General features: G+C 66.4%; 22 protein-coding genes. 9 read left to right on the top strand and 13 right to left on the bottom strand.

The window, feature by feature from the left end; all coding sequences use genetic code 11:
• Positions 1-177: 177 nt before the first annotated feature.
• Complete coding sequence (locus C8J25_RS09380) at positions 178-879, bottom strand: dienelactone hydrolase family protein (RefSeq protein WP_107954188.1); 702 nt, start codon at positions 877-879, stop codon at positions 178-180.
• Positions 876-1346: a methylated-DNA--[protein]-cysteine S-methyltransferase gene (locus C8J25_RS09385; protein WP_107954312.1), complete on the bottom strand. Its 471-nt coding sequence runs from the start codon at positions 1344-1346 to the stop codon at positions 876-878. Before C8J25_RS09385 ends, C8J25_RS09380 begins: the two co-directional genes overlap by 4 nt.
• Before the next feature lie 56 nt (positions 1347-1402).
• On the opposite strand from C8J25_RS09385, the gene C8J25_RS09390 reads away from it, so the two are divergent.
• Genes C8J25_RS09390 through C8J25_RS09415 form a run of 6 tightly spaced genes read left to right on the top strand, consistent with a single transcriptional unit; the run spans position 1403 to position 7106 of the window.
• The gene (locus tag C8J25_RS09390; protein WP_056053820.1) at positions 1403-1636 is read left to right on the top strand and encodes a DUF6489 family protein; all 234 of its coding nucleotides are present in this window, start codon (positions 1403-1405) and stop codon (positions 1634-1636) included.
• A 7-nt stretch (positions 1637-1643) separates the two neighbouring features.
• Positions 1644-2921, top strand: coding sequence for a tRNA uridine-5-carboxymethylaminomethyl(34) synthesis GTPase MnmE (gene mnmE, locus C8J25_RS09395; RefSeq protein WP_107954189.1), 1278 nt, complete (start codon positions 1644-1646; stop codon positions 2919-2921).
• A 54-nt stretch (positions 2922-2975) separates the two neighbouring features.
• Positions 2976-4811 carry a tRNA uridine-5-carboxymethylaminomethyl(34) synthesis enzyme MnmG gene (gene mnmG, locus C8J25_RS09400; RefSeq protein ID WP_107954190.1) on the top strand — a complete coding sequence of 612 codons (1836 nt, stop codon included), beginning with the start codon at positions 2976-2978 and terminating at the stop codon, positions 4809-4811.
• Positions 4808-5428 (top strand): 16S rRNA (guanine(527)-N(7))-methyltransferase RsmG, encoded by a 621-nt coding sequence (rsmG, locus tag C8J25_RS09405; RefSeq protein WP_107954191.1) that lies wholly within the window; start codon positions 4808-4810, stop codon positions 5426-5428. The genes mnmG and rsmG overlap by 4 nt, the downstream gene beginning before the upstream one ends.
• Positions 5425-6207 (top strand): ParA family protein, encoded by a 783-nt coding sequence (locus tag C8J25_RS09410; protein ID WP_056064325.1) that lies wholly within the window; start codon positions 5425-5427, stop codon positions 6205-6207. The genes rsmG and C8J25_RS09410 overlap by 4 nt, the downstream gene beginning before the upstream one ends.
• On the top strand, positions 6204-7106 hold the full coding sequence (locus C8J25_RS09415; protein WP_107954192.1) for a ParB/RepB/Spo0J family partition protein: 903 nt from the start codon (positions 6204-6206) through the stop codon (positions 7104-7106). The genes C8J25_RS09410 and C8J25_RS09415 overlap by 4 nt, the downstream gene beginning before the upstream one ends.
• Positions 7107-7374: 268 nt before the next feature.
• Here C8J25_RS09415 and holA read toward each other — a convergent pair whose 3' ends face one another.
• From holA to C8J25_RS09435, 4 genes are read right to left on the bottom strand one after another with little or no spacing between them, the layout of a single operon-like run.
• Complete coding sequence (gene holA / locus C8J25_RS09420) at positions 7375-8394, bottom strand: DNA polymerase III subunit delta (protein ID WP_107954193.1); 1020 nt, start codon at positions 8392-8394, stop codon at positions 7375-7377.
• A complete protein-coding gene (gene lptE, locus C8J25_RS09425) occupies positions 8391-8921 on the bottom strand; it encodes an LPS assembly lipoprotein LptE (RefSeq protein ID WP_107954194.1) in 531 nt (176 codons plus the stop codon). Before lptE ends, holA begins: the two co-directional genes overlap by 4 nt.
• Positions 8918-11599 (bottom strand): leucine--tRNA ligase, encoded by a 2682-nt coding sequence (leuS, locus tag C8J25_RS09430; protein ID WP_107954195.1) that lies wholly within the window; start codon positions 11597-11599, stop codon positions 8918-8920. Before leuS ends, lptE begins: the two co-directional genes overlap by 4 nt.
• Positions 11600-11610: 11 nt before the next feature.
• A complete protein-coding gene (locus C8J25_RS09435; RefSeq protein WP_056053843.1) occupies positions 11611-12042 on the bottom strand; it encodes a DUF3576 domain-containing protein in 432 nt (143 codons plus the stop codon).
• 291 nt (positions 12043-12333) lie between these two features.
• Between C8J25_RS09435 and C8J25_RS09440 the strand changes: the two genes are divergently transcribed.
• Positions 12334-13041: a hypothetical protein gene (locus C8J25_RS09440; protein WP_183037995.1), complete on the top strand. Its 708-nt coding sequence runs from the start codon at positions 12334-12336 to the stop codon at positions 13039-13041.
• Between the two features lie 215 nt (positions 13042-13256).
• Here C8J25_RS09440 and C8J25_RS09445 read toward each other — a convergent pair whose 3' ends face one another.
• On the bottom strand, positions 13257-13775 hold the full coding sequence (locus C8J25_RS09445; RefSeq protein WP_244186932.1) for a thiamine phosphate synthase: 519 nt from the start codon (positions 13773-13775) through the stop codon (positions 13257-13259).
• A 22-nt stretch (positions 13776-13797) separates the two neighbouring features.
• On the opposite strand from C8J25_RS09445, the gene C8J25_RS09450 reads away from it, so the two are divergent.
• Complete coding sequence (locus tag C8J25_RS09450) at positions 13798-14472, top strand: YggS family pyridoxal phosphate-dependent enzyme (protein WP_107954197.1); 675 nt, start codon at positions 13798-13800, stop codon at positions 14470-14472.
• Complete coding sequence (locus C8J25_RS09455) at positions 14469-15149, top strand: HAD family hydrolase (RefSeq protein ID WP_107954198.1); 681 nt, start codon at positions 14469-14471, stop codon at positions 15147-15149. Before C8J25_RS09450 ends, C8J25_RS09455 begins: the two co-directional genes overlap by 4 nt.
• Positions 15150-15285: 136 nt before the next feature.
• Here the strand turns inward: C8J25_RS09455 and C8J25_RS09460 are convergent, their stop codons facing one another.
• The 6 genes from C8J25_RS09460 to C8J25_RS09485 form a co-directional block, all read right to left on the bottom strand.
• Positions 15286-15765 (bottom strand): YdcF family protein, encoded by a 480-nt coding sequence (locus tag C8J25_RS09460; RefSeq protein WP_167397695.1) that lies wholly within the window; start codon positions 15763-15765, stop codon positions 15286-15288.
• Between the two features lie 32 nt (positions 15766-15797).
• Positions 15798-16844 (bottom strand): GTP cyclohydrolase II, encoded by a 1047-nt coding sequence (gene ribA, locus C8J25_RS09465; protein ID WP_107954200.1) that lies wholly within the window; start codon positions 16842-16844, stop codon positions 15798-15800.
• Positions 16841-17623, bottom strand: coding sequence for an exodeoxyribonuclease III (locus tag C8J25_RS09470; RefSeq protein WP_107954314.1), 783 nt, complete (start codon positions 17621-17623; stop codon positions 16841-16843). Before C8J25_RS09470 ends, ribA begins: the two co-directional genes overlap by 4 nt.
• A gap of 335 nt (positions 17624-17958) precedes the next feature.
• A complete protein-coding gene (locus C8J25_RS09475) occupies positions 17959-18588 on the bottom strand; it encodes a LolA family protein (RefSeq protein ID WP_107954201.1) in 630 nt (209 codons plus the stop codon).
• 82 nt (positions 18589-18670) lie between these two features.
• Positions 18671-20059, bottom strand: coding sequence for a carbohydrate porin (locus C8J25_RS09480; RefSeq protein ID WP_107954202.1), 1389 nt, complete (start codon positions 20057-20059; stop codon positions 18671-18673).
• A 226-nt stretch (positions 20060-20285) separates the two neighbouring features.
• Complete coding sequence (locus C8J25_RS09485) at positions 20286-22598, bottom strand: DNA translocase FtsK (RefSeq protein ID WP_107954203.1); 2313 nt, start codon at positions 22596-22598, stop codon at positions 20286-20288.
• Between the last annotated feature and the right edge of the window lie 157 nt (positions 22599-22755).

Raw genomic sequence — 22755 nt, forward strand, 5'->3', positions numbered from 1 at the left:
CGCGGTGCGAGTGGGATAAGAAAAAGGCCTCGCCGGGATCGTCCGGCGAGGCCTTTTTTTCGTCTTCAGCGCCCCGTCATGCCGGGCTCGTTCCGGCATCCACTGTTCCGCACGCTCGATAGTCGTGATTGCGCGGGACCGTGGACCCCGGAACTAGTCCGGGGTGACGGAGGGGTTTTAGGCGAGGTTCTCCGCGAAGAACTTCGCCGTCCGCTCGTCCGCCAGCTTGGCCGACGCATCCGAGCGGCGCTCGCCGAACTCGGTCGCGAAGCCGTGGTCCTCGCCCGCGTAATCGTAGATCGTCACCTTTGGGTGATCGTCGAGCCCCGCGTGCATCGCTGCCTGTGCGGCCTTGTCGACGAAGTGATCCTCTTCCGGCACGTGCAGCAGCACCGGGTGTGCGATCGCGTGCTTTTCAGCCAGCAGGCCGTCGATCCCGACGCCGTAATAGCCGACGCTCGCATCGACGTCGGTTCGTGCCGCGGTCATGAACGCCAGGCGCCCGCCGAGGCAGTAGCCGACCACGCCGACCTTGGCGTCGTCACCGAGTTCGCTGCGGACGGCGCGGATGCTCGCTTCGATATCGGCGATACCCTTGTCCTGGTCGAACTGGCCCATCAGTTCGAGCGCACGGTCGAACTCGGGCTTGATGTCCGGGTCGAGCTCGATACCGGCCTCAAGTCGCCAGAACAGGTCGGGGGCGATCGCGAGATAGCCGGCCTCGGCGAGCGTATCGCACTTGCGGCGGATCCCGGCGTTCACGCCGAAGATCTCCTGGATCACGACGATCGCGGCCTTTGGCGTGCCTGCCGGAGTCGCGCGATACGCGGTGAATTCGCCATCGCCCGCGAGCGTGGCGATCTTGGTAGTGTTCGTCATAACAGTCCTCCTGGCGGCCGCTCATGGTCGAGCAGCCGGGATTTGGTGATCGGGCCTTCCCCCGCGGAGTACGCACCAAGCGCTCCGCCGGCTCCAAGGATTCGGTGGCAGGGGACGATGATCGGAAAAGGATTGCGCGCACACGCTTGGCCGATCGCGCGCGGGCTGGAACCGATCGCTTTCGCGAGTGCGCCGTAGCTGGCCGTCGTGCCGTAGGCGATGTCGACGATCGCCTGGCGAAGGTCGGCACCGCGCGGGGTAGGGGAGGGTGCAAGCGGCAGGTCGAACTCGGTCAGCCGTCCGGCGAAATACGCGTCGATCTGGCGGAGTGCTTCGAGGATTGCGGGGGCATCGCTGGGTGACCTTGCCTCTACGCCGATGTCGATCGCGTCGATCCGGTCCCCGGTGCCGGTCACGCGGACCAGACCGATAGGCGTTGCGATCGAGGCGGCATCGCGCGCATACATTCCCACGCTATGCAGCGCCGCGATGGACCGCTCAAGCGTCATCGAGGGTGTGTCACATGAAGATGAATATCGAGATCGAATGCACGCCTGAAGAAGCGCGCCGCGCGGTCGGGCTGCCCGACCTGACGCCGATCCACGACCGCTATATCGCGATGATGATGGAGGCCATTCCGGACGGCCAGATGAAACCCGAGATGCTCGAATCGATGATGCGCGGCTGGCAGCCGATGGGCGAGGCGGGGATGGCGATGTGGAAGCGCCTGTTCGACAGCGCGACGAAAAGCGGCTGAGTTTCCCGTGAAGACGATTTTCGCGGTATCGAGCGGACGGCCGCCAGCGGCGATCGGCGTCGTTCGGGTGAGCGGGCCTCAGGCGTTTGCCGCGGCCGAGGCGCTGGCGGGACCGCTGCCGGTTCCGCGCCATGCCAGCCTCCGGGGACTGCGAGACACCGATGGGGCGTTGCTCGATCGCGCGCTGGTGATCGCGTTTCCGGGACCCGCGACGGCGACTGGCGAAGACCTGGTCGAGTTTCATTGCCACGGTGGTCGGGCGGTGATCGCGGCGGTCGAGCGTGTGCTGTCGGGAATGCCAGGGTTGCGGCACGCCGAGCCGGGGGAGTTCACCCGCCGCGCTTTGACCAACGGGCGGATCGACCTGACCGAGGCGGAGGGGCTCGCCGATCTTCTCGAAGCCGAAACCGAGAGCCAGCGCGTCGCGGCGATGACGGCCGCGGAAGGGCGGGTGAGTCAGGCCGTTCGCGGTTGGATGGACTCGGTCGCGATGCTGTCCGCGCGGGTCGAGGCGATGCTCGACTTCGCCGAGGAGGATGACGTTGCGAGCGATACCGCCGCGTTCGACGCGATCGTCTCGGAAATCGCCGCGCTCGCCGCGCATATCGAGGCGGTGGTCGATGCCCCGCCGGTCGAGCGGTTGAAGGACGGCTTGCGCGTCGTCATCGGCGGTCCGCCGAACAGCGGCAAGTCGACGCTGCTCAACCTGCTCGGCGAGCGCGATGCGGCGATCGTCTCGCCGATCTCAGGAACGACACGCGACCGGATCGACGTGCCGGTGACGCGGAACGGTGTCGCCTATGTGCTGACCGACACTGCCGGTTTGATCGATACGCTCGACCCGATCGAAGCGATCGGTGTCACGCGTGCGGAGGGTGCGATCGCCGCGGCGGACATCGTGATGTGGCTGGCCGATACCGCGCCGCCCCGCGGGGATGCGATCTGGATTCATGCGCGCGCCGATCTGCCGGGGCGCGGAGAGTTGCCCGCTGACCGGACATTGGCGGTCTCGCAGAACGACCGGGAATCGCTCGATGCCCTTTGGGATGAACTGCATTGGCGAGCGATTGCTATGCTGCCGCGTGGCGATGAGATCGCATTGAAGCAGCACCAGCGCCGACAATGCGCTGCGGCGGTCGAGGCTCTTCGGTATCGAAGCTCGGACGCGCTTATCGTTGCGGAACAGCTTCGACAGGCTCGCGCGATCCTTGCTGGTGTGCTGGGGCTCGATGCCACCGGAGAGATGCTGGACGCACTGTTCGGACGTTTCTGCATCGGGAAGTGATGTTCCACGTGGAACATCTTTGACGCGTCGGTCGCGGCGTTCTACGGCCGTGACATGTTCGATGTAGTGGTGGTTGGCGGTGGCCATGCCGGAACCGAAGCCGCAGCCGCGGCGGCGCGGAGGGGCGCGCGTACCGCGCTCGTGTCGTTCGACGCTGCGCATATTGGCGCGATGTCGTGCAATCCGGCGATCGGTGGGCTCGGTAAAGGGCACATGGTTCGCGAGGTCGACGCGTTCGATGGGCTGATCGGACGCGCGGCCGATGCTGCCGCGATCCACTATCGGATGCTCAATCGCAGCAAGGGTTCGGCGGTGCAGGGGCCTCGGATCCAGGCCGATCGGCGTCTCTATTCCGGTGCTATCCAGGCGATGCTTGCGGCCACGGCAGGGCTGTCGATCGTCGAGGGCGAGGCGACGGCGTTGCACTTCGACGGCGATCGCGTGGCGGGTGTCGTGCTGGCGGATGGCGCGATCGTGGAGGCACGAGCGGTCGTGCTGGCGACCGGCACGTTCCTCGGCGGACGTATCTTCCGAGGGGATGACCGCGAGGAAGGGGGTCGGATCGGTGAGCGTGCGGCCAAGCCACTTGCCGACCAGCTGCGTGCGCGGAACCTGCCGATGGCGCGGCTGAAGACGGGGACGCCACCGCGGCTCGATGGGCGCACGATTGATTGGGGCGCACTCGCCGAGCAGCCGTCGGACCTCGATCCCTGGATGATGTCGCCGATGACCCGTGCTCGTCCATTGCCCCAGATCGCCTGTGCCATCACGCGGACGACCGATCGGACGCATGCGATCATCCGCGAGGCGTTTCATCGGTCGCCGCTGTTCACCGGTGCGATCGAGGCGGCGGGGCCGCGTTACTGTCCGTCGATCGAGGACAAAGTGCATCGGTTTGGCGACCGCGATGGGCATCAGGTTTTCCTCGAACCCGAGGGTCTCGATGACGCGACCGTCTATCCGAACGGGCTGTCGACGTCGCTGCCGGTCGAGGTTCAGGCGGCGATGCTTGCCAGCATTCCGGGGCTCGAGCGCGTGACGATGACGATGCCGGGTTATGCGGTCGAGTATGATTATATCGACCCGCGGGCGCTTGATACGCGGCTTGCGCTGGGAGCGATCGAGGGGGTGTTCTGCGCGGGGCAGATCAACGGCACGACCGGGTATGAGGAAGCGGCGGGGCAGGGGCTTGTCGCTGGGCTCAATGCAGCTGCGTATGCGTGCGATCTGGCGCCGGTGATCCTGGATCGTGCGTCGAGCTATCTTGGGGTGATGATCGACGACCTGACGCTGCAGGGTGTTACCGAGCCGTATCGGATGCTGACGGCGCGGGCGGAGTTCCGATTGTCGTTGCGCGCGGATAACGCTGAGACGCGGCTGGGCGGGATTGCGGAGGCGGCTGGGTGTCTTGGACCCGAGCGGCTGGCGCATCAGCATGCACTGGCCGAGGACCGTGATCGTTTCCGGTCGGCGCTCGATTGCGAGCGGACGGCAACCGAGGTTGCCGATCAGGGCGTTGCGATTGGTCGGGACGGTGCACGGCGGACTGCGTTCGACTGGCTCCGGTTCGAAGGCGTGACGCTCGCGCATGTCGCGCCGGACGCTGCGGCGGGGATCCCGATGGCGGTCGTTGACGAAGTGTTAGAGGACGCGCGCTACGCTCCGTATATCGAGCGGCAGGCGCAGGAGGTCGCGCGGTTGCGGGCCGACGAGGCGATCCGTTTGCCGGAGGACCTTGCCTATGATCGCGTGCCGGGTCTTTCGAACGAGATGATCGATCGCCTGAGCGCGGCGCGGCCGACCTCGCTGGCGGCGGCGGCGCGGGTGCGGGGGATCACCCCGGCGGCTTTGTCCGCTGTATTATTGCATACGAAACGAGTGCCAGCATGACCGAAGACGAAGCGCAGAGCTGGACCACCGAGCGGTTCGGGGCGGCAGCGACCGAGCGCTTGAACGCGTTCGTGGCGATGGTCGTCGAGGAAGCGCCGCATCAGAATCTGATTGCGCCGTCGACGATCCCGACGATCTGGGACCGGCACGTGGTGGATTCGCTCCAGCTCGTCGCGCTCGCAGGGGTGGGCAGTTCCTCAAAGCGCTGGCTTGATATCGGTACCGGCGGGGGGTTTCCCGGCATGGTCGTTGCGCTGGTACGCGAGGGGCCGGTAGATCTGGTCGAGCCCCGTCGGCGGCGTGCGGACTTCCTCCAGCTTTGTGTCGCTCGGCTTGGGCTTGGCGAGCAGGTCCGCGTTCATGCCTCGAAGGTTGAGAATGCCGCAGCCGACGCTTCGATCATTTCGGCTCGTGCGGTTGCATCGTTGCAAAACCTTTTGCGTGGCGCGGCGCACTGCGCCACAACGGAGACGCGGTGGTTGCTTCCTCGGGGGCGTTTCGACGAGGAGGAGCTGGCCGCGCTCAAGCAGCATTGGCGGTTTATGTTCCACGTGGAACAAAGCGTCACGAACCCGGAGTCGTCGATCGTGGTTCTGGATCGGGTAAGCGCGCGATGATCACCATCGCGGTCGCCAATCAAAAGGGCGGGGTGGGCAAGACCACCAGCGCCATCAACCTCGCGACCGCGCTCGCCGCGACGGGGATGCGCGTGCTGCTGGTCGATCTCGATCCGCAGGGCAACGCGTCGACCGGGCTCGGCATCGGCCATTCGCAGCGCGAGCGGTCGAGCTATGACGTACTGGTCGGCGAGACGTCGATCGAGGACGCGGTGGTGCATACGCGCGTGCCGCGGCTCGATATCGTCCCCGCGACGGTCGACCTGTCGGGCGCGGAGATCGAGCTGGTCGATTTCGATGCGCGCACGCACCGACTCGATCGTGCGGTGAAGGCGGCGCAGGGACCGTGGGATATCGCGCTGATCGATTGCCCGCCGTCGCTGGGGCTGCTCACGATCAACGCGATGGTCGCGGCGGACTCGCTGCTCGTGCCGCTGCAATGCGAGTTTTTCGCGCTTGAGGGGTTGTCGCAGTTGTTGAGCACGGTCGAGCGCATCCGCCAGCGGTTCAATCCGGGTCTGTCGATCCTCGGCGTAGCGCTGACAATGTTCGATCGCCGGAACCGGTTGACCGACCAGGTCTCGGCGGACGTTCGCGCTGTGCTGGGCAAGGTCGTGTTCGAAACGGTGATCCCGCGCAACGTGCGACTGTCGGAGGCGCCTAGCCACGGATTGCCTGCCCTGATCTACGATCACCGGTGTTCGGGGTCGCAGGCGTATATTGCGCTGGCGCGTGAGCTCATCGGGCGGCTTCCGGCAACTGCGCAGGTTGCGGCATGAGCGACGGTAACAAACGCGGCCGGCCGGGGCTGGGCAGGGGCCTCAACGCGCTGCTCGGTGAGATGGCGCGCGAGACGCCGGTGTCGGCCGATGGTGCGGCGCAGCAATCGTCGGGCGTGCGGATGCTGCCGGTCAGCTCGCTGTCGCCGCATCCCGATCAGCCGCGGCGGCATTTCGATGAGGCGATGCTCGACGAGCTGGCCGCATCGATCGCGTCGCGCGGATTGATCCAGCCGATCGTGGTTCGCCCGCATGGGCATGATTTCCAGATCGTTGCTGGTGAGCGGCGTTGGCGGGCGGCACAGCGCGCGCGGCTGCACGAGGTGCCGGTCGTCGTCCGCGACTTCGACGACGCTGAGACGCTCGAGATCGCGCTGATCGAGAACATTCAGCGCGAGGATCTCAACGCGATCGAAGAGGCTCAGGCGTATCAGCGGCTGGCGGGCGAGTATGGGCATACGCAGGAGGTGCTCGCTAAGATCGTCCACAAGTCGCGCAGTCATGTGGCGAACCTGCTGCGGTTGCTCGAATTGCCGGCGCAGGTGCAGTCGCAGGTGGTCGATGGATCGCTGTCGATGGGGCATGCTCGGGCGTTGCTGGGGTCGCCGGATGTGGAGTCGCTAGCGGACCAGGTCGTGTCGCGGGGGCTGTCGGTGCGCGAGACCGAAAAGCTGGCGCGTGATGCGAAGCCTGGGCGGAGCCGTGGTGGTGGTGGTGGTTCGTCCGAGCCTCGGGTGCCGGATGCGGATATCGCGGCGTTGGAGCGGCAGTTGGCGGATTTGCTGGGGTTGCAGGTGCGGGTGGCGCATACCGAGACTGGGGGGACGTTGACGTTGAATTACTCGACGTTGGACCAGCTCGATATGGTGTGTCAGCGGTTGACGGGTGGGGCGATCTAACCACGCGCTCCGTTCGTGCTGAGCGAAGTCGAGGCACCTGCGTGCTGGACCATCCTTCGACTTCGCTCAGGACGAACGGGGATAGGGAAGCGTGGAGGGGAGAGGGAGGACCAATATTCTCCGTCATCCCGGCGGAAGCCGGGACCCACGGTTGCGGTCCGCTTCGTTAGTGATCGCACCCTATCCATGGGTCCCGGCGTGCGCCGGGATGACGGAAGGTGTGTGGACGGTTATTAGAAGGACATGCCGCGGCGAAGCGCGCTCAAGATTAGTTTCGCCGTGCGATCGCTTGGGATAGCGCCACCACGGCAGCTTCCGCCACCACACCGCCGGCATTCCCCGATGCCATGATCGCCCGCTCGGCAGTCCGTACACGCTGGATCGCAGTGGCGAGCATCGTCGGGGTCCAGCGGCGTAACGACCTAGCCGTGCTGGCCTCTTCCTTGAAGAACACGCGGTGGCGTTTCATCACCGCGTCGACCGCTTCGCCGCGGTCGATTTCGCCGCGCATGTCGGCGAGCGCGATCAGGCGACGGACGAGTTGGCGGAGCCAGGGGATCGGCGAGGTGCCGGCTTCCTCCAACACCGCGAGTTCGGCGCCGAGATCGTCGGCCCGGCCCTCGATGACGGCGTCGATCGCGCGGCTCATTTCAGCATCGCCGAGGTCCGCGCCGACCGCGTCGAGCGCGTGGTGATCGAGGTCCGCAGGGCGATCGGGGGCGGCGTCGAGGTACAGCGCGAGCTTCTCGATCTCTCGCGAAATGACGGCGCGGTCGCCGCCAGTCGTATCGACGAGGCGGCGGGCGACGCCGGGGGCGGGGCGGAGGCCGTTCTCGTTGGCGATCGTCGTCGCGAGGCGTTCTGCGTCCTGCGCGGTTGGGGCGTAGCAGGCGAACGCCATCGCGCGTGGGGAGTCGATCGCGAGCTTGACGATCTTGGCGGTGGATTTGACGGTCGGGGCGATCGCGACGACCGGGTTGCCGACGCGTTCGGCCGCGAGGAGGTTGGTGAACGCTTCGAGGCTTTCCTCGCCGGCCGACGCGACGCGGACGAACCGGGCCCCGGCGAACAACGATAGCGACGCGGCTTCGTCGGTCAGCCGGCCGGGGTCGCTCTTGAGCGTCGAGCCGTCGAGATCGACGCGTTCGGCATCCGCGCCCATCGCCTTGGCCAGCACGCGGGCGAGGTCGCTTGCGCCAGCCTCGTCAGGGCCGTGGAGCAGGTACAGGCGGATGTCGCCGCCCGGTTTGGCCAGCGCACCGCGGATCTGGCCGGCGCTGGCCTTCACTTGGCGGGCGTAGTGGCCTGCGCCGCGGCGTCCGCAGGCGTGTTGCGTGCATATAGCGCAACGCGCGCGACGATCTGGTCGGCGACGATCTGCGACAGGCGTTCGAGCGCGGTATTCTCGGCCGCGATCGTCGCATATTCGGAGCGGACGACGTCGATGCCGGCGTCGGAGCCGGCGGTCGCGTCGAGCAGCACCGAGTTGTCGCCGATCCGAACGAGCTGATAGCGCGCGCGCAACGTGCGGCGTTCGCGCGAGACGCTGTCGTCGGTGCGGACGCCGAGGCCGCTGATCGTGTCGTCGAGGCGGATGTCGATCCGGTAGAGCGCAGGTGCGCCGTTCGAGGGCAGGCGATCGCGTAGCGCGGTGGCCATCAGCCAGCCGTTCTTGCCCGCGATCGGCGCGATCTCGACCTGGCCGAGCGCGCCCGCGACCGGACCACTGCTGCCGCCAGCATAGAGCGGATGCAGGCCGCAGCCGGACAGTGCGGGGGCCAGCGCAAGTGCGCCGAGGATCGCTAGGCGCTTCATGCGACGATGTTCACGAGACGGTCGGGCACGACGATCACTTTCCGGGGCGGCTTGCCCTCGAGCAGGCGGACGATCTTTTCGGAGGCGAGCGCGGCGGCTTCGACCTCGTCCTTCGGTGCGCCCTTGGGGAAGACGAGCGTGTCGCGCAGCTTGCCGTTGACCTGCACCGCGATGGTCACCTCGTCGTCGACCAGCATCGCCGGATCGACGATCGGCCAGGCGGCGTCGGCGATCAGGCCGTCATTGCCTGCGGTCGCCCAGGCTTCCTCGGCGACGTGCGGGACCATCGGACTGACGAGCAGCAGCAACGTGCGGATGGCCTGTTCGCGGTCCGCGGACGGTGCCGCCTTCTCGATCGCGCTGCACAAGCTGTAGAGCCGCGCGACTGCCTTGTTGAACTGCAAGGCATTGATATCGCTCTCGATACCGACGGTCGTGCGGTGGCAGAGTTTACGCAAGGCGATGTCTTCGCCCTCGGCCTTGGCCGCATCGTCCGACTCGATGAGGCGCCACAGACGCTGGACGAACCGCCACGCGCCTTCAATGCCGGATTCGCTCCAGGGGAGATCGCGCTCGGGGGGCGAGTCGGAGAGCACGAACCAGCGCACCGCGTCGGCGCCGTACTGGTCGACGATCGGCTCGGGATCGACGGTGTTCTTCTTCGACTTCGACATCTTCGTCACGCGACCGACCGTCACGGGGCCTCCGGTCGCGATCTCGATATACCCTGAATCGGTCTTACGGACTTCGTCGGGAGACAGCCACTTGGTCTTTACCGGCGCGTCGCTCGTATCGTCGTCGTCGGTCTCGGACTCGGGCTGCGCGTCACCGGCGTCGCCTCGGCTATAGGTCTCGTGCGTGACCATGCCTTGCGTGAACAGCCCGGCGAACGGCTCGGCGATGTCGAGCATGCCGATATGCTTCAGCGCACGCGTCCAGAACCGCGCGTAGAGCAGGTGCAGGATCGCATGCTCTACGCCGCCGATATACTGGTTGACCGGCAGCCACTTCTCCGCGCCCGACCGGTCGAACGGTTTCGCGTCCGGCTGGCTGGCGAAGCGGATGAAATACCACGACGAATCGACGAACGTGTCGAGCGTATCGGTCTCGCGCCCCGCAGGGCCTGCGCAGGACGGGCAGGGGACGTGCTTCCAGGTCGGATGGCGATCGAGCGGGTTGCCGGGGATGTCGAACGAGACGTCCTCGGGCAGCACGATCGGCAGCTGGTCCTTGGGCACCGGCACCGCGCCGCACGCGTCGCAGTGGATGATCGGGATCGGCGTGCCCCAGTAACGCTGGCGGCTGACGCCCCAGTCGCGCAGGCGGAACACGGTCGTGCCCTTGCCCCAGCCTTCGCCCTCGGCGCGCTCGATCACGACGCGCTTGGCGTCCTCGATATCCATGCCGTCGAGGAAGTGCGAGTTCACGATCGTGCCGGCGCCGGTCCAGGCGGTGTCGCCGACGAACACGGGGGTCTCGTCATCGCCTTCGCTGACGACGCGCTTGACGGGCAGGTCGTATTTGCGCGCGAAATCGAGATCGCGCTGGTCGTGTGCGGGCACGCCGAACACCGCGCCGGTGCCGTATTCCATCAGCACGAAGTTCGCGATGTAGACGGGGAGGTGCCACGTCTTGTCGAGCGGATGTACCGCGCGGATGCCGGTGTCGAAGCCGAGCTTTTCCTGCGTATCGAGTTCCGCCGCAGTGGTGCCGCCACGCTTGCAGAGTTCGATGAAGGCTGCGGCGTCGGGGTTCGTCTCGGCGATGGCGCGCGCGATCGGGTGATCGGCGGCGACCGCGACGAAGCTGGAGCCGTACATCGTGTCGGGGCGGGTGGTGAAGACTTCGACGCTCTCTATTCCCTTCCCGCTTGCGGGAGGGGTCAGGGGAGGGGAGGCATCCTCGGACGCTGCCGCCGCGTTCGTGTCAGGCCCTCCCCCGACCCCTCCCGCGAGCGGAAGGGGAGCAGTGAGGTCAAACTTGAACTGCAGGCCCTGGCTGCGGCCGATCCAGTTTTCCTGCATCAGCTTGACCTTGTCGGGCCAATGCTCGAGCGCGCCCAACCCGTCGACCAGTTCGTCGGCGAAGTCGGTGATCTTCAGGAACCACTGCGACAGCTTCCGCCGCTCGACCAGCGCGCCCGAGCGCCAGCCGCGGCCGTCGATCACCTGCTCGTTGGCCAGCACGGTCATGTCGACCGGATCCCAGTTTACCGCCGATTCCTTGCGGTAGACGAGGCCAGCCGCGAACAGGTCGAGGAACAGCGCCTGCTCATGCCCGTAATATTCGGGCTCGCACGTCGCCAGTTCGCGCGTCCAGTCGAGCGCGAAGCCGAGGCGCTTCAGCTGCGCCTTCATCGTCGCGATGTTGGCGCGCGTCCAGTTGCCCGGATGCACGCCCTTTTCCATCGCCGCGTTCTCCGCGGGCATGCCGAACGCGTCCCAGCCCATCGGATGGAGCACTTCCATGCCCTTCATCCGACGGAACCGAGCGAGCACGTCGCCCATCGTGTAGTTCCGGACATGCCCCATGTGGATGCGCCCCGACGGATAGGGAAACATCTCGAGCACGTACGAGCGCGGCTTGGTCGACAGGTCGTCGGCGGCGAACGTCTTGCGCTCGTCCCAGACCTTCTGCCACGCCGCGTCCGCCTTCAACGCATTGAAACGCGACGCCATTATATCAGTCCTCAGCCCGCGATCGAGGCGCGGCGCAGGTCGCGGGCCTTGGTCAGGATGATGTCTTCCAGCTTCTGCGTGGTCGCGGCCTGCACCGGCGACGAGACCCACTGGCCGTTGCGATTGACTTCGCGGAGGGCAGCGACGCGCAGCGCATCGGCGCGCAGATCCTGGTCGAGGATCGAGACCGTCACCTTCATGCGCTCGGTCGGCGTCTGCGGATTGATGTACCAGTCGGTGACGATCACGCCGCCATTTGAGTCGGTCTGGAGCAACGGCATGAAGCCCAATGTGTCGAGGCTCGCGCGCCACAGGTAGCTGTTCACGCCGATCGTCGTGATCTTCGACGCGGCGAGATCCGCCTTGGGACGCGCGGAACCGCCGCCGCATGCGACGAGAGGCAGGGCAAACAGCACGACTGCGATACGCGAGCGGCGGAACATGGGCATCATCCTGGCAAGAAAATCAGCCCTTGCTCTACAGGCGAGCCCGCGCGCCCGCAAGCAGACGCCGGCGTGCGCGACGAGCGTATGCGCGGAGGGCTGGCCGATCCGGGAAAGCGACCGATTCGGTAGCGCTATCGCGGCGATCTGTGTGCTGATTGCAACACTGTCGGACAATTCGGCGACGAAGGGTGGGAATGGGCGGTTCTGCGGCCTTTGCTGTGGATCAATTCATGTTAGATGCGGTTTAACAGGATCCGATTACGGGATTCGAAGGACAGATTCGTTGTGATGACGCGTGGGGGAATAGTTGGGGTGGTTGCCGGGGCGCTTGTCGCCACCGCCGCAATCGTCGCGCCTGCCTTCGGCGCCAGCGAACAGCCCGCCCGGATCGCCAAGCATAACGTCGCCGCGGTTCGCGGTATCGGATCGTTTACGCCGGCCGCCGCCGACCCCCGCCTTGCCGCGATGTTCGCGCGCGGTGGCTTCGACGCTGGCAGCTTCCGCTTTACGCCTGCCGAAACGCGCCAAGATAACCGCGCGGTGACCGTCGCGGTCCGTGCGCAGACCAACCGCGGTGTTGCCAACACGGCGAGCCTCGCATCGACAACGCCGACCGTCGGTATTGCGCCGATCGCCTACAATCTCGGCATGTCGGTCGGCTGGAAGCGGTTCGCGATCTCGGGTGACGTGAACAAGCTCGATCTCGGCGTAATGCCGGGTGGGCGTGAAGCGGCCGACTTGGCAGTGAGCTATAGCGCCAAGCGGTTCAGCGGGACGGTGAAGGCTGCGGCGGATCGTCCACTGTCGAGCGCGCCGCGGCTTGTCGAGGACGCGCCGAGCTATTCGGTGGATCTTGGCGGGTCTTACGCGTTGACGCGTAGCCTCGCGGTGACGGCTGGCGTGCGGTACCGGTCGGATCGCGAGCGCTTCGTGAAGGTCGATGACGATCGTCGCGATAGCCAGGCCGTGTATCTGGGCACCGCCTTCCGGTTCTAAGCATCCAGCAAAGTGGTACTTTGCTGGAGTTTTTGAACGGTCGGGTGACCTTACCGCGCCGCTTTTCCTTCAGGGATAGAGTTCGATGCTGCTTGTCTTCGCCGTCACCCCAGCGGAAGCTGAGGTATTCCTCGATGCGGGTGACGCGGGCCCCAATGTAAGATCCCAGCCTTCGCTGGGATAACGGGGTCGGGGTGTTCGTTCTCGCTTAGCAGCTAACGGATCCAGGCATCGATCGCGGCCCAGCCGTGGAAGCCGAATCGCCGGATTTGCCGCCAGCGCGACTCGGTCATTCCGCCTAGCGCGATCATTGGTATCCCGAGTCCTCGTCCGATCCGCATGGCCCGCGCTGGACCGACCCCCGCCGCGCCGTCGTGCGACCGGGTGATGTGGATCGGCGACACGAACAGGGCAGCAGCTCCGGCGCGCTTGCCAACCAAGGCCTCGCCCCTCGAATGCGCTGGCCAGGTTCTGATCCCGTGAGTCCGTGCCCGACCATGCACCCCGTTGGCGTCGATCGTAGACTTTCCGGCCACTACCACGGTCAACCGTCGTGCGTGCGCGACGCGAATAACCCGCCGCAGCAATTCCCGCCGTTCCCGCGCAGGCGTAGCATAATGCCGAAACACCACGCCGGATCCCGGCGGCAGTCGCCTGAGCGCAGGCCACAAGGCGTCGCCCATCCGCTCGTCCGTCATCAGCCAGCGCGCGGGAATGGGGTTACGACGGGCCACGCCGCTGCCTATAGCGCGCCGCATGATTGCTGACGACACCACCAAATTCCAGGCCATCCACACCCGGGTCGCCAAGGCCGCCGAGATAGCGGATCGCCGCGCGGACGACGTGACGCTGATCGCGGTCTCCAAGACGCATCCGGTCGAGGCTATCGAACCTTTGCTCGACGAGGGCCAGCGCGTGTTCGGCGAGAACCGCGTGCAGGAAGCGTCCGAGAAATGGCCGGCATTGCGTGAGCAATATCCGGACGTCGAACTGCACCTGATCGGCCAGCTCCAGTCGAACAAGGCGGCCGAGGCGGTGGCGTTGTTCGACTGCATCCACGCGGTCGATCGCCCGTCGCTGGTCACCGCGCTGGGGAAGGCGATGGAGGCGAGCGATCGTCGGCCGAACTGTTTCCTCCAGGTCAACATCGGCGACGAGCCGCAAAAGGGTGGCTGCGCGATCGCGGACCTGCCCGCGCTGGTGGAGCAGGCGCGCGCCGCCGGTTTGCCGATCGCCGGGCTGATGTGCCTGCCGCCCGCGGACATCGAGCCGGCGCCGTATTTCGCGCTGCTGGCGAAGCTGGCTCGCGATCACGGGCTGACTGGGCTCAGCATGGGCATGTCCGACGATTTCGAGACCGCGGTGACGATCGGCGCGACTCACGTCCGGATCGGCAGCGCGTTGTTCGGCGCGCGGGGGACGAGCGCATGAGCATTGCGGTTCGGTTCGACGCGCTGCTGTTCGACTTCGACGGCGTGCTGATCGACAGCGAAGCCGTCGGCAACCGCCACATCGCCGAATGGCTGACCGCCGCGGGGCACCCGACCAGCGCCGAAGATTCGATGGCGAACTTCATGGGACTCGCCGGGCCGCAGTTCATCGATGCGATCGAGCGCTGGATCGACCGTCCGCTCCCCGAGGCGTTCTACGCCGCGCGGAAGGCCGAGGACGAGCGCGTGATGGCGGCTGGCGTCGACGCGATCGAAGGCGCGGTGGCGTTCGTCCGCTCGCTCCCGGCCAATTTGCCCAAGGCTATCGTCTCGTCGAGCCCGGTTTCGTGGATCGCGCGGCATCTGGAGCATATCGGCTTGCGCGATGCGTTCGGCGACCACCTCTATAGCGGGCGGGAGCATGTGACGAACGGCAAGCCGGCGCCGGATCTGTATCTGTTCGGGGCGCGGCAGTTGGGCGTCGATATTGCGCGGACGGCGATCCTCGAGGATTCGCCTGTGGGGGCGACCGGGGCAGTGGCTTCGGGGGGCTATGTTATCGGCTTGTCGGCGGGGTCGCATTGCAACGCCGAGCATGGTGCTCGGCTCGAGGCGATCGGTGTTGATGCGCTGGCGGAGAGCTTCGACGACGTGGCGCGGTTGATTGGAAGCATTTGATCGGAGCCTAGGAGTCTCCTGCCTCCTTGTTCTCCCGCGAAGGCGGGAGCCCAGTCTGGGTCCCCGCCTTCGCGGGGAAACAAACTAGACGACGGGCAAGGGTGCTCCACTCGACCAGCGTGGAGGCGATGGTCGCTTAGCCCGCCCGCTTGCGCCGCCAGATCGCACCGACTCCTGCAACCAGATCATACGGAATAGCCGCCGCCTCGCGCGTCCGCATCTTGAGCTGGTACCGCCGGCTCCCGCCATGCGGCACGTGGATCGCGCTCGCGGGCATGCCGAGCATCGCGAACAGCATGCGGATGCGGGGTTGGTGGTAGCCGTCGGTACAGATCATGCACTGCGCATACTGGCCCGCGCGCGCGAAGGCGGTCGCGGCGACGACGCTTTGCAACGTGTCCACGCTGGCTTCGTCGAGATGGATTCGCGACCGGTCGACCGTCTCGGCCAGCACATTCGCCATCACCGACGCTTCCGAAGGCCCGTGCGTGCCCTTCGCGCCGGAGCAGAACAGGTCCGCATCGACATAGCGCGCCGCCGCCGCCGCTGCGAATGCGATTCGGCGGGCGAGGGTAGGACTGGGGCTGCCGTCGGGACGAACGGCCGCGCCGAACACGACTATCAGGCGGTGTGAGGGAGGGATCTCGGTCAGAACTGATGGCCCGTGCGGTCGCGCTTGGTCGCGAGATAGTGCGCGTTATGTGGGTTCGAGGGGAGGAAATGCGGCACGCGTTCGATCACCGTCACGCCCGCCGCTTCGAGCCCGGCGACCTTGGCGGGGTTGTTGGTCAGCAACCGTACCTCGCGCTGGCCGAGCAGCGTCAGCATTCGCGCCGCCACGCCGAAATCGCGCGCATCGACCGCGAAGCCGAGCCGCGTGTTCGCGTCGACCGTGTCGAAGCCCTGGTCCTGCAACGCATACGCGCGCAGCTTGTTGACGAGGCCGATCCCGCGGCCTTCCTGCCGCAGATAGAGCAGGATACCCCAGCCGCCATGCTGGATCGCGTGTATCGCGGCGTGCAGCTGCGGCCCGCAATCGCATTTGAGGCTGCCGAGCACGTCACCCGTCAGGCACTCGCTGTGGAGGCGGACCAACGGCGGCTGACCATTGGGCTGGCCGATCAGCAGCGCGATGTGCTCGTCCGCGCTTTCTGGGCTGCGGAACGCGACGATCTCCGCATCCTCCGCGCCTTCGACCGGAAGCCGTGCGCGTGCCGCGAGTGTCAGTCGATTCGCGTCTTCGTGTGCGTCGATGTCTGCGCGGGTGATGCGGACCTCGGGTTCGCCCGTGCCGAGGAAGAACGCCGGCAGCAGTCCGGCGATCCGGGCAAGGCGCAAGGCAGCTGCCGCCGCGTTCGGATCGGCGAGCGGGAGCGTCTGGAACGGACCCTTGAGGGGGGTGGCCAGGTCGAATTGCGGATCGGCCAATGCGGTAGCGGCGGCAAAGTCGATCCAGGGGGCGCGATCGACGAGTACGGGCTCGGTCGGATCCGCGGCTGCGAGTTGGTTCGCGAGCTTCAACGTTGCCGCACGCCCCGACGAGATCAGCACGCCGCCATTCGCTTCGGGATCGAACGCCGCCAACCGCTCTGCATCCGCCGTCTCGACCGCGAGCAGCACCAGCCCGTCGATCGCGATCGGCCAGCCGCGCCTGAGCGCATCGACCGCGCGTGCCGCTGCGCGAGGATTACTCAAAACGCGAACTCGGTCATGATCGGGACGTGGTCGGACGGCTTCAGCCAACTCCGGCAGCGTTCATAGACGTGATGCGACACCGCAGCTTCGGCGGCGGCACCGGTTGCCCACATATGATCGAGCCGACGGCCGCGGTCGGATGCTGCCCAGTCCTTCGCGCGGTAGCTCCACCAAGTGAACAGGCGGGCGGGGGCGGGGTGGAAATGGCGGCCGAGATCGACCCAGTCGCCTGCCGCCTGCAACTTGCCGAGTGCCTCGACCTCGATGGGGGTGTGGCTGACGACGTCGAGCAGCTGCTTGTGGCTCCAGACGTCGGATTCGAGCGGGGCGATGTTGAAGTCGCCGACGAGGATTGTCGGGCCGGGCAGCGTTTCGGACCAGGTCGTCATGCGCTCGATGAAGTCGAGCTTCTGACCGAATTTGGGGTTCACGTCGCGATTGGGGACATCGCCGCCGGCGGGGACGTAGACGTTCTCGAGCCGTACGCCGTTCTCCAGCCGCACGCCGATGTGGCGCGCCTCGCTGTTCGCCTGCCAGTCGAAGCGGTCGTCCTCGACGATCGGGACTCGGCTCAGGATCGCGACGCCGTGGTGCATGCGCTGGCCGTGCAGGACGATGTGCTCGTAACCAAGCGCGCGGAACGCCGCCAACGGGAAGTCGCCGTCGATGACCTTGGTCTCCTGCAGGCACAGGATGTCGGGCTGCTCGTCGCGCAGAAACTGTTCGACGATGGCGATCCGGAAACGGACCGAGTTGATGTTCCAGGAGACGATCTTCACCGGCGCGATGTAGCGTTGCGGGGGGGTGGGGACAAGGAAGCGCGCAAGGTCTTGAAGACGGTAGAAGGCGCCATCGGCAAAGCCGCTGTCGTCGACCGGGTTTTGCCCGCCGGCCGCGCTTGAGCGAGTCATGAAGACGCAGTCTTCTTGCCGCTCTACGCGAAAGACCCCCGCTCCGGGGGCATGGAGCGAGGGCCGACTCAGCGTTCGTCACGCAGGCGAAAGATGAGGAAACCATCCGGGCAACAGGGGGAAAAATCCCGAATGCCCCACATCCGCGAGCCACTCTCTAGGGGGCCGAACCTGTCGCTTGCATGAATGACACGAATTTTATGTTATTTTCTTACACCCGTGCGGCGCGGATCGTTCCAGCGGAAGCTGTTGTCGCTGACCGCTTCGCCGAACTTCTGGTTGGTCAGGCGAATCGTCGTGCGGTTGTTCTGGCTGTCGAGCGCGACCCAGCCCTGCAGCATCAGTCCGCCCGGCGCGCTCGCGTTGCGGACGAACACCAGCGTGATCCGGCCGTATTCGGGATGTTTCGGATCGTTCGCCTCGACCGACACGATCCGCTGGTCGTAGCCGGGGACGAGCTTGGCGTAGCGCGTGATGTCGCGAGTCGGATCGAGCAGCACGCCCAGCGGCGAGTTCTTGATCGGCCAGCGCTGCACCTGTTTCACCGAATAATCGATGAAGGTCAGCGCGCCGCCCTCCGCGACGATCAGGATCGGCACGCCCTTCTCATACTGGAAACGCAGCTTGCCGGGCTTCTTGAGCGTCAGCACGCCGGTCAGCACCTTGCCGTTGCGATCCGCCTGCGAGAAGTTCGCGGTCATGGTCTCGACCGATTGCAGGTGCTTCTGCACGGCGGCCAAGTCACCAGTCGCCTGCGCGGCGATAGGGGAGGGCACGGCGGCAACGGACAAAGCGGCGATCGTCGCGATCACCGCGGGGCGGGTATTGAACATCGAAATCTCCTCAAGGCGCGACCGTTGCCCGCCCGCGCTTGAACCGCCACTGAATTCGGCGAGTTCCGTGAGAGCGCGCGGACTACAGCGTAATCGCGCCCTTCAGGCCGAGCACCGCGACGTCGTTCGCGTCGTGCACGCCGCCGGGGTTGTGAACGAATTGCACGTTCGGGCGCAGTTCCAGCCACTTGGTGGGGTGGACGCTGTAATAGATCTCCGCCGCGTATTCGGCATCCTGCACGGCGGGCCGCGTCGGATCGAGCGCCTGGCCCTTCGCCACGCGTCCGTTCACGTTGGTCCGCGCCACGCCGAAGCCGAGGATGTCGTTCGGCCGCCACGGCACCAGCCCCTTGTAGAACAGCCCCGCGGCGATCTGGTTGTCGGTGGTCGAGGTGGCACGATCGGCCTGCGTCGCGTTGACGAAGACGCTGAGCCCGGTGACCGACTTGCCGTCCTTCGAGGTGCCGGTAACCTGTTGCTGGATGTTGAGATACACCCCGTAGCGCGCGCTGCGGCGGAGCGGTTCGAGTCCGGTGATCGCGATCGGCCGACGGTTCAGGTCGTAGAACACGTCGTCGCCGTTCGACGTGTTGACCCAGCCGCCGACCTTGTACGCACCGACCCGGCCGTCGTCGTCGCCGCGCCGCCATTCGGCCTCGACGGGGATCAGCGCGCCGGTCGCACCGTGGAAATGGCCAATCACGAAGTCCTTTTCGAGGTTGCGCGGGTTCACTTCGTAGGCGGCGGTCTTGAGCGCGAGGTGATCGTTCACGTCGTAGCGCAATCGCGCACCCCATTGGCTGATCGGCCAGTTCTGCCAGTAATCGCCGTTCAGATTGCCCGGCGGCGCACCGCAGAAGCTGAGGTTCTGGAAATAGCACGAGAAGGAGGCGAAATCCTCGCCCGGATTGGTCCGGCCGATCTTCAGTTCGAGCTTTTCGCCGAGCATTTGCTCGTACCAGAATTGCGTCAGCCGGACGGTCTGCCCGCGGCCGTACACTTCCTGCACCTGTTGCAGCACGCCGAGATTCGCATCCGCACCCAGGTCGCGGCCACGGCGGTAGGTGACGGTCGCCTGGAACGCGCCGCCCCTGAGGCCGACGACCTTGTCGAGATCGAGCAGCACGCCGACGTCGAACTGGCCGGTCTCGCGCAACAGTTTCCGGTCGCCGCCGGAGAAATTATACGCGCTTTCCGAGGCATAGCGCGCACTGAGCCCGATCCCGCGATCCGCCAGCCGTTTGCGGATGTCGAACCAGTCGGCGAACAGCCCGGGCGGCGGGGTCCGCTGCGTATCGGCGGTCAGCGCGGAGGGCGACAGATCGCTGTCGCGACGCACGCCGGAGCGCGGGCGGTGCTGCGTGTCGGTCGCGCTGCTGCCGGGGGTCTGCTTGGCGGTATCCTGCGCGGAGACCTGACCGGGTAGGGCGAGCGCCACCGCTGCCGCTGCACAGAACCGCCGATACCCCATTACGCCCACCTGTTTTTCGTAACTTGTATCAACCCCGTATACCGGGCCTTCGCAGTCCGAAACCCTCGACAAGCCAAAGGGACTCCAGGAATCCTCTCCCGCCAGGGGGAGGTGGCACCGCAGGTGACGGAGGGGGAGGGCACGGAGCCGAGGTGGTCGCTTGCCTCCCCCTCCGTCTGGCAAATGCCAGCCACCTCCCCCTGGCGGGGGAGGATCGATCCTAACCCTAGATCGCATGCCCCTCGGTATCGCGGAGCACTTCGCGGCGGCCGACGTGATCGGGGCGGCCGACGATGCCGTCCTTCTCCATCCGCTCGATCAACCGCGCGGCGGAGTTGTAGCCGATCCGCAACTGGCGCTGGAGCCACGAGGTCGAGGCTTTCTGCGACTCGCACACCAGCTGGATCGCCTGGCGATATTGTTGGTCCTCCGCCGAATCCTCACCCGTCGGCGAGCCCTCCAGCGCGAAGCTCTCCTCGGGCTCCTCGGTCACCGACGAGATGTAATCCGGCAGGCCCTGCGAGCGCCAGTGATCCGCCACCAGCCGCACTTCGTCGTCGGTCACGAACGGCCCGTGGACACGGACGATGCCCTTGCCGCCGGGCATGTAGAGCATGTCGCCCTTGCCGAGCAGCTGCTCGGCGCCCTGTTCGCCGAGGATGGTGCGCGAATCGATCTTCGACGTGACGTGGAAGCTGATCCGGGTCGGCAGATTGGCCTTGATGACGCCGGTGATGACGTCGACCGACGGCCGCTGCGTCGCCATGATCAGGTGGATGCCCGCCGCGCGGGCCTTCTGCGCAAGCCGCTGGATGAGGAATTCGACCTCCTTGCCCGCGGTCATCATCAGGTCGGCGAGCTCGTCGACGATCACGACGATCTGCGGCAGCACGTCGTATTCGAGCTTCTCCTCCTCGTACATCGGCGCGCCGGTGTCCGGGTGATACCCCGTCTGCACCTTCCGCCCGAGCGGCTGACCCTTCGCCTTCGCGCCGCGCACCTTGTCGTTGAAACCCGCAAGGCTGCGCACGCCGACGGAGGACATCTGGCGGTAGCGGTCCTCCATCGTCTCGACCGCCCATTTCAGCGCGCGCACCGCCTTGGCGGGATCGGTCACGACCGGCGACAACAAATGCGGAATGTCGTCGTACATGCTCAGTTCGAGCATCTTCGGATCGATCATGATCATCCGGCACTGGTTCGGCGTCAGCTTGTAGAGCAGCGACAGGATCATGCTATTCAGGCCAACCGACTTACCCGAGCCGGTCGTGCCCGCGACCAGCAGATGCGGCATCGGCGCGAGATCGGCGATCACCGAATCGCCCGCGATGTTCTTGCCGAGGATAATCGGCAACTGCGCCGACTGGTCCTCGAACGTCTGGCTGCCGACGAGTTCGTGCAACGACACCGCCTCGCGCCGCGCATTCGGCAGCTCGATACCGATCACGTTGCGCCCCGGAATAACCGCGACACGCGCGGAGATCGCGGACATGTTGCGCGCGATGTCGTCGGCCAGCGCGATCACGCGGCTTGCCTTGATGCCGGGCGCTGGCTCGAGTTCGTACATCGTCACGACCGGGCCCGGCCGAACCTCGATGATCGATCCCTTCACGTGGAAATCGTCGAGCACGTTCTCCAGCAGCCGCGCGTTGCGCTCCAGGCCCGCCTTGTCGATCACATTGCCCTGGCTCGGCGGCGACGGCGTCAGCAGGTCCAGGCTCGGCAGCGTGAAATTGTCGCGCAGGTCGAGCGACGACTGGCGCTCCTTGGGTTTCGCCTGCGATGGCGCATTCTGGCGATCCGCGATGACGGGAGCGGGACGCGGGTCGGGCTCGGCGACTGCACGCGGCTCGACCGGTTTCCGGGTCAACGTCAGCGGTTCGTCGTCGTCCTCGTCGATCTCCGCGAAGCCGTCATAGCCGAGCGCCTCGGTCCGATTGCGGCGGGGAAGGCGCCATTTGCGCTCGCCGAGATCGATCTCGATGCTCTTGCCCCAGACGATCGCGCCGGCGATCGCCGCGACCAGCCCTATCGAGCGCGCGGACCAGAGTTCGGCGACCGGCTGGCCGATGAAGCTCAACGCCCAATGCACCGCGCTGGAGACCGACAGGCCGATCACGCCGCCCCAGCCGGCGGGAAGCGCGAGCACCGACGTGCCCGATACGAACGCAAGCGCGCTCGCCATCAGCGCGACGCCGATCGCCGCGCCGCGCACCATCCGCACCCAATGCCCGAGCGGCGCGTCACGCCACAGTCGCATCCCGAGAATCGGTCCGATCGGCAGCAACAGCGCGACCGCCGGCCCGAACAGCGTGAGCGCGATGTCGGCGAACCATGCACCCGGCGGCCCGACCAGATTGGCGGGGTCTCCGCCCGACGCGGTGTTCAGGGCGGGGTCGCTCGGGTGATAGCTCGCCAGCGCCAGCGCCATCAGCAGCGTGCCAACGAACAACGCGATCGCTGCGATCAGCGCGCCGCTGCGGACGGCACCCGCCTTCACCGTCTCACGCCACAAGGCTGGCTGCGCGCGGCTGGCCATGACCCGTATTCTCCAGATTCAACTAAATGGTGAAGTTTCAACTTCAGATTGAAAATTCATCGCGCCGGGCGGGTTGAACGTCAAGCGCGGTCCTCTGCAACACGGGTTAAGCTGCGCCCGGATCGTCGTTGGCAGCGACCGGCTACCGGGATAAAGC

Origin of the sequence: Sphingomonas faeni, assembly GCF_003053745.1 — a bacterium.
GTDB classification, from domain to species: domain Bacteria; phylum Pseudomonadota; class Alphaproteobacteria; order Sphingomonadales; family Sphingomonadaceae; genus Sphingomonas; species Sphingomonas faeni.